The following is a 12,794-nucleotide window of genomic DNA, read 5'->3' as shown; positions in this document are numbered from 1 at the left end:
TCCCGCCTGTTCGTCCGACGGGGAGCTGAACCGTGCTGCGCCGCGTCCACACGTTCGCCCCCGTCCTCCCGGTCATCGCCGTGATCGCTCTGCTCGGCCTGCCGCTCACTCCGGGCGAGGGCGGCGCGGGCCCGGCTGACGCGGTCTCCGGCCTGGTGGTGCTGTACTGCGGGATCCGGCTGCTCCGCGACCGCAGCCGCCCCCTGACCCCAACTGCCGTGGCGGTCATGGGACTTCCGGTCCTGGGCCTGTCGATCGCCGCGATGGGCGCGTCCTCACCGGGCGCGGGTCTGAGCGGCCTGGGCCGCTACCTCCAGATCTTCGTACTGGTCCCCGCGGCAGTCGTCCTCCTGATCCGCGACCGCCGCGACTTCCGCCTCCTGGCCTGGTCGTTCGTCGCCCTCGCGCTGTGGCAGGGGGCGATCGGCGTCAAGCAGTACGTCACCGCGACCGGCGCCTCGTACCAGGGCGAGGACATCCGCGCGGTGGGCACCTTCGGCCCGACCGACGTGATGGGCATGGCGACGGTGGTGTCGTTCGGCCTGATCTGCGCGCTGTCCTTGGCCCTGGGCCGAAACGACGTACGACAGCGGTCAGTTGCGGCGGGTTGTGCGTTCGCCCTGTTGGTGCCCCTCGCCCTCTCCTTCAGCCGAGGCGCCTGGATCGCGACGGCCGCGACCTGCGCGGTGCTCCTGGCACTGGCGGGCCTGCGCCGCGCCCTGAAGGTGGCCGCGGCGGTGACGGCGGCGGGCATCGTCCTGGTGGGCGGCTTCGGCGTCGGTACGGCGATGCTCCAGGAGCGGATCGACAGCATCACCCAAGTCACCGATGCCCCCGACCAGTCGGTGATCGACCGCTACACGATGTGGGCGGCGGCCACCGCGATGTGGCGCGAACACCCGTTGACCGGCGTCGGTCTGAAGGGCTTCCCCGAACACCGGGACGGCAACGCCTCGTTGGCACTGTCCTCAGGCAGCGACACGGAGGGCGCAGGCGCGGCCTTCCTCAAACAACCCCTGCTCTCCCCCCACAACATGTACCTCCTGGTCCTCAGCGAACAGGGCCTGCTCGGCCTCATCACCCTGGCAGGCAGCTGGCTGGCCCTCCTGGTCTGCGCCCTGCGCGGCCTGTTCCGAGTCCACCGCACCAAACTCCCCGGCCTGGACTGCGCGTTGGTCTCCACCGGCCTCCTGACCTGGCAGTTGATCGACTTCGTCTACGCAGACATCGGCGGCCCGTCAACAGTCCTCACGGCGGTGGTCTTCGGCTTGGCGGCGTGGTGGTCCTTGGTGGGCGCAAACGCGGAGGGGCAGCCACGTGTGGCGACTCCGGTACGCGCAACCCCCGAAGGGGCCATGTCCCAATGACGGTGACGGGCAACACCGAGCAGGGCAACCCGCTAAAGGGGCGCGGGGAACTGCGCGCCCAGCCCCCACGGCGCAGCACCCAAACACCAACCGACACCACCCCACTCCTGCCACCGGCCCGCACCCCCGAAGACACCCCCACCCCAGAACCCCGCGGCTTCCTGGCCAAAGCCGCCCTGATCACCGCCGTCCTCTCCATCACCGGCTCCCTCCTAGGCCTCGCACGAGACCAGGCCCTGGCCCGCCTCTTCGGCGCCGGCAGCGAAACAGACGCCTTCCTCATCGCCTGGACGATCCCGGAATTCGCAGCCACCCTCCTGATCGAGGACGGCCTCGCCTTCGCCCTGATCCCGGCGTTCAGCATGGCCCTGGCCCGCAGAGCCCAAGGCACCCCAGGCGACCCGGTCCGCACCCTCGTGGCAACCACCCTCCCCCGCCTGACCCTGGCCTTCATCGCGGTATCGGCGCTACTCATCGGCACAGCCCCCTACCTGGTAGAAGCCCTGGCCCCCGGCCTCCCCAACCCCGCCCTGGCCATCAGCTGCACCCGCCTAACCGCAACCTGCGTCCTCAGCTTCGGCCTCGCCGGCTACTGCAGCGCGGCCCTCCGGGCCCACCGCCGCTTCGTAGCCCCGGCGGCGATCTACGTGGCGTACAACATCGGCATCATCGCCGGGATGTACGCCTTCGGCGCCCACTGGGGCGTACGCTCGGCGGCCCTCGGCGTCGCAGCCGGCGGCGTCCTGATGGTGCTGACGCAACTCCCCGCGCTGTGGCGCCAGTTGACGAGCCACAAGCCCACCACCCTGGACGCGGACACCGGCCCCGCCGAACCCCGCCGGATGAACCTCGCCCTGATGGCCACCGTGCTGCTCTTCGCACTGTGCCGTCAGTCCCAGGTCCTCATCGAGCGCTTCCTCGCCTCGCACCTCCCCGCCGGCGCCATCTCGCATCTGAACTACGCGCAGAAGGTCGCCCAGATGCCGATGGTGCTCTCGCTGATGCTGTGCACGGTCACCTTCCCGGTGGTCGCGCGGGCGCTGGCCGAAGGCGATACGGAAAAGGCCCGCAACCGAGTGGAGCGGGACCTCGCCCTCGCCGCCTGCCTCGTACTGCTCGGCGCCGCCACGGTGATCGCCTGCGCCCCGCAGATCATCCAACTCCTGTTCCAGCGTGGCGCGTTCACCGCCCACGACACCGCCGCCACGGCCGGCGTGATGCGCGTCTACGCCCTCGGACTGCTCGGCCAGACGCTGGTCGGTGTCCTGGTCCGCTCCTACTTCTCGGCGGGCCGCCCCACTTGGTACCCGGTCGGCGCGATGGCCGCCGGCATCGTCGTGACCACCTGGATCGGCGCCTGGACGGTCGGCCCCTGGGGCGTCATCGGCATCGCCGTCGCCAACGCCACCGGCATCACCTTCACCGCCCTGCTCCTGCTCTACGGATCGGGCCCGCGCAGTGTCCCGCTCCACACCCGGCAGGTCCTGATCGAGCTGAGCCGGCCGGTGCGCGCGGCCGTGGTCGCGACGATCGCGGGGGCGTTCGTGGCCCACGCGCTGCCCTCGCCGCTGCTCGGTCTCACGGTCGGCTGCACGACCGTCACCGTCGTCTTCGTCCTGCTCGGCTGGGCCCTGGGCGCCCAGGGCTTCGCACCCGCACTGGAAACCGTACGCTCCGTCACACGAAGGCTCATCCATGGCCGCTCCCGTTGATTCCCCGACCACCGGCAGACGCGCCACGGGCCCGGTCCCGTGGGTGGCGATGTACCACTCCGTAGGCGACTGCTCCGACGACCCCTACCGCATCACGGTCACCCCCGACCGCCTTGAACAGCAGCTGAGTTGGCTGCGTCGGCGCGGTCTGCGGGGCGTGTCCATGGCCGACCTGCTCGCCGCCCGCGCCCGGGGCGAGGGCCACGGTCTGGTCGGTCTCACCTTCGACGACGGCTACGCCGACTTCCTCACCAATGCCCTTCCCCTGCTGGATCGTTGGAACTGCGGCGCCACGCTCTTCGTCCTCCCCGGCCGCCTCGGCGGCGACAACGCCTGGGACCCGCTGGGCCCCCGCAAGCCTCTCCTCACCGCAGACGGCATCCGCCAAGCGGCCGCCGAGGGCGTGGAGATCGGCTCGCACGGCCTGACCCACGTGGACCTCACGAAGGCGGACGACCCCACCCTGCGCGCCGAGGTCGCCGAAAGCCGTTCCCGGCTCCAGGAGTTGCTCAACTCCCCCGTCAACGGCTTCTGTTACCCCTACGGCACGATCGACGCCCGCGCGATGGACGCCGTGCGCGGGGCCGGTTACACCTACGCGTGCGCCATCGACCCCGGCGACCTCAACGGCCCGCACGCGCTCCCCCGCGTCCACATCGGCCAGAACGACACCGCCGTACGCCTCTTCCTCAAGTACCGGCTGCACCGCCTGCGCCGGCGTCCGGTGGAGGGGCTCGCATGAGGGCCCTGCACATCATCACCGGCCTCGGCGTCGGCGGCGCCGAGCAGCAACTCCGGTTGCTGATCCGCCACTTGCCGGTCCACTGCGACGTCGTGACACTCACCAACCCGGGCGCGGTCGCCGACGGCCTGACCGCCGACGGGGTGCGCGTCTTCCACCTCGGCATGACCGGCAACCGCGACCTCGCCGCCCTCCCCCGCCTGGTCCGCCTCATCCGCACCGGCGGCTACGACCTCGTCCACACCCACCTCTACCGCGCCTGCGTCTACGGCCGGCTCGCCGCCCGGATCGCGGGCGTGAAGGCGGTCGTCGCCACCGAACACTCCCTGGGCGACTCGCAGATGGAGGGCCGCGGCCTCAGCACCGGGGTCCGCGCCCTGTACCTCGCCAGCGAGCGCCTGGGCCGTTCCACGGTCGCCGTGTCCCCCACGGTCGCCGAACGCCTCAAGCGCTGGGGCGTGCCCGGCCCGCGCATCGAAGTCGTCCCGAACGGCATCGACTTGGCCCGCTTCCGCTTCGACCCGGTACAGCGCCTGCGCACCCGCCAGCGCCTCGGCCTGCCCGAGGGCGCGTACGTCGTCGGCGGCATCGGCCGCCTCGCGGCAGGCAAACGCTTCGACGTCCTGGTCCGCGCGCTGGCCCAACTCCCTGATGACTACTGGCTGTTGCTGGTGGGCGGCGGCACCGAGGAGAACCTCCTGCGCCGTACGGCCCACGACTACGGGGTAGCGGACCGGGTGCTGTTCACCGGCGAACGCCCCTACACACCCGACGGCACCCCGGGCCCCGACCTGCCGTCCCTGACCGCCGCCATGGACCTGCTCGCCTCGCCGTCCCCCGAGGAGGCCTTCGGCCTGGCGGTCGTAGAGGGACTGGCGTCCGGGCTGCCCGTGCTCTACGCCTCCTGCCCCGCCATCGAGGACCTCCCCCCGCAGGCCGCGGCCGCCGCCCGGCGTGTGCAGGGCGGCCCCGAGGTCTTCGCCCGCGCGCTGGCGGCGGCCCGCGCGCAGGGCCCGCGGCCGCGCACCGCACCGGACGCCGCCCACCACTACTGCATCACCCGCAGCGCCGCCCAACTCATGGACGTGTACGCGGCCGCGGTCTCCACCTCGTCGCCGTCCCCCGCACCCCAGGGAGCCAGTTCCTCATGACCGAGATCCGACAGCACCTCCCCCTCAGCCGCGCGAAAGCCTTCCCGGCCTGGTCCCTCCTCGCGGCCGGCGTCGTGACCGGCGGCCTGCTCGGCGGCGCGTACGGCGTCGTCAAGACCCCGACGTACACGGCCACCAGTTACGTCATCGCCGTCCCCACCGACAAGGCCGACTCCTCGACCGCCCTCGGTTTCGCGCAGGCCTACGGCCGGGTCGCCACGCAGCTCGCGGTGCTCGGGGACGCGCAGGTGTGGGCGGGCGTGCCGGTGAAGACGCTGCAGTCGAGCGTGCAGACGGCGACCTCGCCGGACGCGCCGATGGTCGCCGTCACGGCCACCTCCTCGCGCGCCGACCTCGCCGCCGACATGGCCAACGCCGTGTCCCGCTCGCTGACCGTGCACGCGAACGACGCGAAGGCCTCGACGCACGTCGAACTCCAGACCTTCGCCCGCGCCATCAAGCCGGCCGCGCCCACCTCGGCCTCGGCCGCGGTGACCGGCCTGGTCGGCGCGAGCGCCGGCGGTCTCCTCGGCGGCCTGCTGCTGCTCGTCCGTCCCCGCCGTACGACCGACGAGACCGGCCGCCCCGCCTCCGTCCCCAGCCCGGCCACCGCGGCCGACGTCCTGTGACACCGGTGTACTCGACCGAACTCGTCACCGACGCCCAGCAGTTCGCCGAACTCGCCCCGGCCTGGGGCCGGTTGTACCAGAGGTGCGGTGCGGCGACCCCGTTCCAGTCCCACGCCTGGCTGCACTCCTGGTGGCTGTCGTACGGCCGAACGGGCCGCCTGCGCCTGCTCGTTGTCCGCGACGGCCGCGAACTCGTCGCCGCGGCACCCCTGATGCTCGTACGGAGTCCGGTTCCCTCGCTGGTCCCGCTCGGCGGGGCGATCTCCGACTACGGGGACGTCCTGCTGGACGACGACCACGGCGACCCGGCTGTCGCCGCGCTGACCGAGGGCCTCGCGTCCGCCGCCCGCACCGCGCTGATCGACTTCCGCGAGGTGCGCCCCGGCGGCGCGGTCGAGCGCGTCTACGACCGCTGGCGCGGCCCCCGCCGCCGCGTCCACGACTCGCTGTGCCTGGAGCTGCCCGCCGTCCCGATGGCCGACCTGGTCGCCCGTCTCCCCTCCTCCAAGGCCCAGCGCGTCCGCGCCAAACTCCGCAAGCTGACCGCACTCGGCGTCGAGCGTCACGTCGTACAGCCGGACGGGGTGGACTCGGCGCTACGGCGGCTGCTGGAACTGCACGAACTCCAGTGGCAGGGGCGGAAGGTGACGTCCGAGCATCTCCAGACCCGGTTCTGCGAACACCTGGTCCGCTCGGTCGGGCCGATGGTGCGCTCCGGGGACGCCGTCGTCACCGAGTTCCGGCTGGACGAGGACGTGGTCGCCGTAGATCTGACGCTGTTGTCGCGGCGGCTCGCGGGAGGTTATCTCTACGGCGCGCATCCGCGGCTGCGGGAGCGGAAGGCGGATGTGGCGGTGATGCTGCTCGACGCGTGTGCCGAGCACACCGGCGCCGACGAGCCGCGCACGCTCAGCCTGTTGCGCGGGGACGAGCCGTACAAGCATCACTGGCGGCCCGAACCGGTCGTCAACCAGCGGCTGTTGCTGGCCCGGCGGCGCACGGCGCCGCTGATGTCGGCGGTCGCCTGCGATGTGGCCGCGCGCCGGCGGGGCAAGGTGCTCCTGCGGAAGTGGAGGGAACGCGGTGGCGACGGACCGTGAGCGGCCCGCCGCCACCTCTGGTTCAGCGGTCGCGCTGCCACCAGTCGAACTTCACGCACAGCTTCCCGCCGAGCCAGTACTCCACCCAGTCGCCCAGCTCGACCGGCGAGCAGTTGGCCGGGTGCGTCGGAGTGGGCGGTGTGGTGGGTGCGGTCGGCTTGGGCGGCTCCGGGGTGACCGGGGTCGTGGGCGTGGTCGGGGTCGCGGTCGCGGTCGGGTCCTCGGTGCGGCCGAACAGGGCCGAGCGGTAGATCTTGGACGACTTCGGGTTCTGGGAGCACTGCCACACACCGTGCGGGCAGTAGTCGGTGACCGTGTTGTACAGCGGCTTGTGCTCGTCCATCCAGGCGAGCATGCGCGTCATGTACTCCGCGTTGTCGCCGTTTCGGAAGAGTCCCCATTCAGGATAGGAAATGGGCTTGCCGTGGGATTTGGCGAAGTCCACATGTGCCTGAAGTCCGTAGGGCTCTTTCACCTGTTCGTCGAACGTCAGCCCGGAAGGCTGGTCGTAGGAGTCCATTCCTACGATGTCGACCGTGTCGTCCCCCGGATAGCACTGCGTCCAGGGAACGGCGTCCCGGCCGCGGCTCGGATCGAAGTCGAACCGGAATTTCTGGCCCGGCACCGAGCGCATCGTGGTGACGATCCTGTTCCAGTACTTCTTCCAGGCCTCCGGGTCCGGCCCGCAGCGAGAGGTGTACGTGGTGCCGTTCATCTCCCAGCCGAGCACGATCACCGTGTCCGGCACCTTCAGGTCGACCAGCCGCTCGGCGAGGGCCTTGAAGTGCTGATCGAACTGACCGGCCGCGCCCTGCTGGAGCAGCTGCCGCACCTGCCAGTCGGAGACGCCGTCCTCGTTGCGCTCCTGCATCGGCACGTTGAGGACGAGCATCCGGTCGGACTTCTCGGTACGCCAGTCCGCCCACACGTCGAGGAGACCGGGGGCGCCCTCGATGTCGCTCCAGTGATTGCCCGGCAGGTAGGTGTGGCCGACGCGCAGTTCGGCCCCGCCCAGCCAGCTGCTCAGCGCGGCCATGCGGGCCACGCCCCGGGCACCGGAGTCGAGGAAGGCACCGAAGGCCGGGCTCGCGGGTGCGGTGGGCGTGGATGCGGTGGGCGTGGGTGTGGCGGTCGGGGATGCGGTGGTCGTGGGTGCGGTGGTTACGGGAGCAGGCGGATCGGTGACCCGCGTCACCCCCGCCGCGAACCCGGGACCCGACGCGAAAGCCGCCGACGCGGCGACCGTGGCCGCGATGAAGGCGAGTCGTCCGGTCCGGGACCGTCGCTGCTGTGGGGCCATGCCTGCTCCTCTCTCCACTCTCGTGTGCTGTTCCGACTTTGCTTTTCCTTCTACTGACACTCAGTCATATGAATATGAATTACGCCACCGCCATTACGGCTTCCGAGTTCCCCTATCGCCCGCACGGGTGAAACGAACCGAAGGAAACAGTCCGTGTCGCTGCTTGACATCCGTGTTCCCGCAGTTCTGTTGCGGATCGACCGGAATCCCTTTCACCACGGAACGCTGGGGGCCGTGCGTTCACTGGGCCGGGCGGGAGTGGAGGTGCATGTGGTCGCCGATTCCGCCGGAAGTCCCGTACGCAGCTCCCGCTTTGTCTGCCAGATGCATCCCCCGCCGCCGCCCGGCGCGTCCCCCGGCGAGATCGCGGTCACGCTCCGGCGGGTCGCGGCGCGGATCGCGCGTCCCGCCGTACTGATCCCGATGGACGACGCGAGCGCCGTCGCGGTCGGCCGCCTCGGCGACGAACTCGCGCCCTCCTACTTGCTGCCGCAGCAGCCCGGCGCACTGTCCGAACGGGTCGCGGACAAGGCCGAACTGGCCGCCGTGTGCGCGGGAGCGGACATCCCGCACCCGGTGACACTGATCCCGGAGAGCCCGGCGCAGGCGGCAAGCTTCGCGTGGCAACTGGGGCTGCCGGTGGTCGCGAAGTGGAGCCGGCCCTGGCTGGTGCCGGCCGGGACCGGGCTGCGCAGCACGGTGGTGGTGCACAGCGCGCAGGAGGCACGCGAGTTGTTCCTGCGCGCCGACGAGGCGGGCAGCCAACTGCTGTTGCAGGCGTTCCTGCCGTCCGGGCCCGACCGCGACTGGTTCTTCCACGGGTACGCCGACCGGTCCGGTGCCGTGCGCGGCGGCGGCACCGGCCGCAAGCAACGCGCCTGGCCGCGCGGTGCGGGGCTGACGGCGGTGGGCCGCTGGACGCCCAACCCGCAGGTGCAGGCACTGGCCGAGCGGCTCATCGCCTCGCTCGGCTACCGGGGCATCCTCGACCTGGACTTCCGCCGCTGCGGCTCGACCGGCCGCTATCACCTGCTCGACTTCAACCCGCGGCCCGGCGCCCAGTTCCGGCTCTTCGCCGACTCCGCGGGCCTGGACGTCGTACGCGCGCTGCACCTCGACCTGACCCACCGTCCGCTGCCGGACGGGGCGCCGCGACCAGGGCGTTCGTTCGTGGTGGAGAACTACGCGCCGCTCAGCGCGTTGCGGCCGGCGCTCGGCGGACGTGAGCTGGCCTGGCATGCGCCGGACGACCCGGGGCCCGGCCGCGCGATGTGGGGCCTGTGGGGCCTGCATGTGCTGCGCAAGGTGCGGGACCGGCTGGGCGGGACGGCCCCGGCGGCGCGCACGGCAGAGGTGCGGGTGGTCCGGCAGGCGGGCGAGAGCCACCCCAACAGACCTGTCGAACCAGCCGAGTTGACGAAAGTGACCGAGTTGAGCGATGACGAGAAAGCGAGCAGCTGCTGATGCACGACCTGCTGGTGGTGGGCGCGGGCCCGTACGGCCTGTCCATCGCGTCCCACGCCGCGGCCGCCGGGCTGAACCTGCGCGTCTTCGGCCGGCCGATGGCGTCCTGGCGCGACCACATGCCCCGGGGCATGTTCCTCAAGTCGGAGCCCTGGGCCTCCAACCTGTCGGACCCTGAGGGCCGTTGGCCGCTCGACGTGTACTGCGCGGGCCAGGGTGTGGAGGCCCGGCACGGGGAGCCGATCCCGGTCGAGATGTTCGCCTCGTACGGCCTGTGGTTCGCGCGGAACGCCGTGCCGGAGGTGGACGAGCGGACGGTCGAGCGGATCGCGCCGGTGCCGGGCGGCTTCGAGGCGGTCACCGATGACGGCACGGTGCTGCACGCCCGGACCGTCGCGCTCGCGGTCGGTGTCATGCCGTTCGTCGAAATCCCCTCCGCGCTACGGGGGTTGGGCCGGTCCCTCGTCTCGCACAGCAGCCACCACAGTGCGCTGGACGAGTTCCGCGGCAAGGACGTCACGGTGATCGGCGGCGGCCAGGCGGCACTGGAGACGGCGGCCCTGCTCGCCGAACAGGGCACGCGGGTAAGGGTGTTGGCACGCGCCGACGAACTCTTCTGGAACGACGTGCCGCCCGCGTGGGAGCGCCCGTGGTGGCAGTCGGCCCGCTCCCCGCACAGCGGCCTGGGCCCCGGCTGGCGCAACTGGTTCTACTCGGAGCGCCCCGACCTCTTCCGCCGTCTCCCGGAGTCGACCCGGGCCAGGATCGCCGCCAACGCCCTTGGTCCTGCGGGCGCCTGGTGGGTACGGGACCGGTTCGAACCGGCAGTGGAGGTGCTCCTCGGCCACGAGATCGCGGCGGCCGATGTGGTGCCGGGCGGGGTACGCCTGGAGACGGTGAGCCGGGAGGGCGGAACACGTTCCCTGGACACCGAACACGTCATCGCGGCAACGGGGTTCAAGGCGACGACCCACCGACTCGGGCTGCTTTCCAGCGAGTTGAGGGGTTCCCTGACCTCGGTCGCCGACGGTTCCCCGGAAATCGGCCGGGACTTCGAGTCCTCGCACCCGGGCCTCTTCATGGCGGGCCTGGTGACGGCCTCGGGCTTCGGCCCGGCGATGCGCTTCGTGCACGGCGCCACGTACACGGCGGGCGCGCTGGTGCGGGGAGTCGAGCGCCGGCTGCACTCGGAGCCGCGCGGCGGCATGATCCCGGCACCGGGCCGACGGAGCACGCCGGCCTTCGTACGACGCTGACGGCGCGGGTGTGCCGGGCGGTGACGTCCGGCACCCCGTGCGTCTTACCTACGGGACGCGGCTCGGCCTCGTCGGTAGAGGATCGTGCCACCCGCGATCAGCGCGGCACTGACACCGGACGTGGCCAGCATGGCCTCACTGCCGGTGTGCGCCAGAACGGGCGGCGGGGTGTGCTCCCCACCGGTGGGCGGAGGCGTTTGGTGCCCACCGGTGGGAGGGGGCGGGGTGTGGTTGCCGCCGGTAGGAGGCGGCGGCGTGTGGTGCCCGCCGGTGGGGGGCGGCGGGGTGTGGTGCCCACCGGTCGGAGGCGGGGTGTGGTGCCCGCCGGTGGGAGGCGGAGTGTGATGCCCACCGGTCGGAGGCGGGGTGTGGTGCCCACCGGTGGGAGGCGGGGTGTGATGAGGGGGCGGCGTGTGATGCCCACCCGTGGGGGGAGGCGGGGTGTGGTGAGGCGGCGGGGTGTGATGGGGCGGAGTGTGATGCCCACCCGTGGGGGGAGGCGGGGTGTGGTGAGGCGGCGGGGTGTGATGGGGCGGAGTGTGCGGAGGGGGCGGCGTGTGGTGGTGCCCGCCCGTGGGAGGCGGCGGTGTCTCCTCGCAGTCCTCCGGGGTGCCGTAGCCCGGGTGGTGCCCGTGGCCGTACCCGGTGTGATCCCCGTGGCCGTAGCCCGTGTGATCCCCGTGCCCGTAACCCGAGTCACCGCCGGAGCCGTAGCCCGAGTCGTCTCCGTAGCCGGAGCCGTGGTCGTGGCCGTAGCCGCCGTAACCCGAATCGTCGTCGGAGTCCCCGTACGACGGCTCGGCCCACCGGTGGTGCTCGCTGTGCCGGTGCTCGTCCTTGCCGCCGGCACAGGAGTTGCCGAACGTCGGGTTGAGTCCGGACACCCCGTCGGCGGTGTTGCCACACGCGTTGACCGGTGCGTCGATCGGGACGTCGATGCTGTTGCCGGACAGGACGCCCGGCGAATCCTTGGCAGCGCCGCCGGTGTACGAATCGGCCAGGGCGGGGCTGCCGCACAGGGACAGAATGCTCGTCGCGGCGGCCGCCGCGACCATTCCCTTACCCAGGGTCTGTCGCAATCTCGTTGTCTTCCTGCTTGAAGTGGGAAAAGCCGGCCTTGGAAACCTGTCCAAGGCCGGCCATGACACAGCCGGAACGGCTGGTGCGTTACGTCGTCAGTCGTTGACGCACGTGTTGCCGAACGCCGGGTTCAGCAGGCCGATCACGTCGATCGAGTTGCCGCACACGTTGACGGGGATGTGCACGGGAACCTGGACCACGTTGCCCGAGAGGACACCCGGCGAACCGACGGCCGCGCCCTCGGCACCGGCGTCGGCGAAGGCCGGGGCGGCCATACCGAGAGCCATGATCGCACCAGCGACAACAGCAGCGCTCTTCTTCATGAACGTTCCCTTCTCTGCGGTCATGCCCACCATGACCTGCAGCCTGTAAAACGAGGGATAGACGCAGGAAGAAACTCAAGAACGCGTGTCACCTGACAATTCACTCGATCGTCCGCACCGAATTGACAGGATGGACGCAGCCGAGCAGAAACGCTTCTCTTCAAGGGAAGACAGCTTTATTCAGCAGTCCGGGCGACCCGCACGGAAAATCCGGCGGGCCGCCCGGGTCACTCTCAGGCGTACGGTCGTCAGCTGCCGATGGCGCCGTTGCCCGACAGCACCGGGATGTTGTCCGCGATGTGCGACAGCGGCTCGTCGCCCTTCGCCTGGGTCGAGTTCTCGGCGCACTGCTGGTTCTGCGGGGCCGAGAGGACCGGGACGTCCTGGAGGACGGTGACCGGCACCAGTACGCCCACGATCGAGGCCGCGTTGACCTTGGCCGGCAGGCCGACACAGAGCTTGTTCAGGTCGCCCTGGGCGAGCCCGAGCTGGGGGCTCATGTCGCCGGCCGTCTTGGCGTTGCCATAGGCCTGCTCGGCACCGTTCCCGTTGACCGTGGTGACGCCGTTGTCGTTGCCGATGGCCAGCGCCTGCGGGGCGGCCGTCGCCGAGACGCCGACGACGGAAGCCGCGACAGCCGTCGCAGCCATTGCCTTCTTGAGCATTTCTG

12 protein-coding genes are annotated in these 12,794 nt (G+C 71.4%); 8 read left to right on the top strand and 4 right to left on the bottom strand.

From position 1 onward, the window contains the following. Positions 1-32 precede the first annotated feature (32 nt). Genes OG504_RS34005 through OG504_RS33980 form a run of 6 tightly spaced genes read left to right on the top strand, consistent with a single transcriptional unit; the run spans position 33 to position 6,701 of the window. The gene (locus tag OG504_RS34005) at positions 33-1,367 is read left to right on the top strand and encodes an O-antigen ligase family protein (protein WP_405993220.1); all 1,335 of its coding nucleotides are present in this window, start codon (positions 33-35) and stop codon (positions 1,365-1,367) included. After that, positions 1,364-3,079, top strand: a complete 1,716-nt coding sequence (gene murJ / locus OG504_RS34000; protein WP_405993219.1) for a murein biosynthesis integral membrane protein MurJ — start codon at positions 1,364-1,366, stop codon at positions 3,077-3,079. Before OG504_RS34005 ends, murJ begins: the two co-directional genes overlap by 4 nt. Next, positions 3,063-3,821 carry a polysaccharide deacetylase family protein gene (locus OG504_RS33995; RefSeq protein ID WP_405993218.1) on the top strand — a complete coding sequence of 253 codons (759 nt, stop codon included), beginning with the start codon at positions 3,063-3,065 and terminating at the stop codon, positions 3,819-3,821. The genes murJ and OG504_RS33995 overlap by 17 nt, the downstream gene beginning before the upstream one ends. After that, positions 3,818-4,972, top strand: coding sequence for a glycosyltransferase (locus OG504_RS33990; protein WP_405993217.1), 1,155 nt, complete (start codon positions 3,818-3,820; stop codon positions 4,970-4,972). Before OG504_RS33995 ends, OG504_RS33990 begins: the two co-directional genes overlap by 4 nt. After that, complete coding sequence (locus OG504_RS33985) at positions 4,969-5,601, top strand: lipopolysaccharide biosynthesis protein (protein WP_405993216.1); 633 nt, start codon at positions 4,969-4,971, stop codon at positions 5,599-5,601. The genes OG504_RS33990 and OG504_RS33985 overlap by 4 nt, the downstream gene beginning before the upstream one ends. A gap of 5 nt (positions 5,602-5,606) precedes the next feature. Next, positions 5,607-6,701: a GNAT family N-acetyltransferase gene (locus OG504_RS33980; RefSeq protein ID WP_405993215.1), complete on the top strand. Its 1,095-nt coding sequence runs from the start codon at positions 5,607-5,609 to the stop codon at positions 6,699-6,701. 22 nt (positions 6,702-6,723) lie between these two features. Here OG504_RS33980 and OG504_RS33975 read toward each other — a convergent pair whose 3' ends face one another. Continuing rightward, entirely contained in the window at positions 6,724-8,001 is a 1,278-nt protein-coding gene (locus OG504_RS33975; RefSeq protein WP_405993214.1) for a glycoside hydrolase family 26 protein, read from the bottom strand. A gap of 153 nt (positions 8,002-8,154) precedes the next feature. Between OG504_RS33975 and OG504_RS33970 the strand changes: the two genes are divergently transcribed. Next, complete coding sequence (locus OG504_RS33970) at positions 8,155-9,465, top strand: ATP-grasp domain-containing protein (RefSeq protein WP_405993213.1); 1,311 nt, start codon at positions 8,155-8,157, stop codon at positions 9,463-9,465. Further along, positions 9,465-10,721 carry an NAD(P)-binding domain-containing protein gene (locus OG504_RS33965; RefSeq protein ID WP_405993212.1) on the top strand — a complete coding sequence of 419 codons (1,257 nt, stop codon included), beginning with the start codon at positions 9,465-9,467 and terminating at the stop codon, positions 10,719-10,721. Before OG504_RS33970 ends, OG504_RS33965 begins: the two co-directional genes overlap by 1 nt. A 44-nt stretch (positions 10,722-10,765) precedes the next feature. On the opposite strand, the gene OG504_RS33960 is transcribed toward OG504_RS33965, so the two are convergent. The 3 genes from OG504_RS33960 to OG504_RS33950 all read right to left on the bottom strand — a co-directional run bounded on the left by OG504_RS33960 (position 10,766) and on the right by OG504_RS33950 (position 12,789). After that, entirely contained in the window at positions 10,766-11,800 is a 1,035-nt protein-coding gene (locus OG504_RS33960; RefSeq protein WP_405993211.1) for a chaplin, read from the bottom strand. Between the two features lie 96 nt (positions 11,801-11,896). Further along, a complete protein-coding gene (gene chpD / locus OG504_RS33955; protein ID WP_033284615.1) occupies positions 11,897-12,124 on the bottom strand; it encodes a chaplin ChpD in 228 nt (75 codons plus the stop codon). Positions 12,125-12,372: 248 nt separating this feature from the next. Further along, entirely contained in the window at positions 12,373-12,789 is a 417-nt protein-coding gene (locus OG504_RS33950; RefSeq protein ID WP_019056497.1) for a rodlin, read from the bottom strand. Between the last annotated feature and the right edge of the window lie 5 nt (positions 12,790-12,794).

The sequence above is a fragment of the Streptomyces sp. NBC_00986 genome (genome assembly GCF_045162565.1).
Taxonomy (GTDB): domain Bacteria; phylum Actinomycetota; class Actinomycetes; order Streptomycetales; family Streptomycetaceae; genus Streptomyces.
This window is presented reverse-complemented; position numbering and strand designations above follow the sequence as displayed.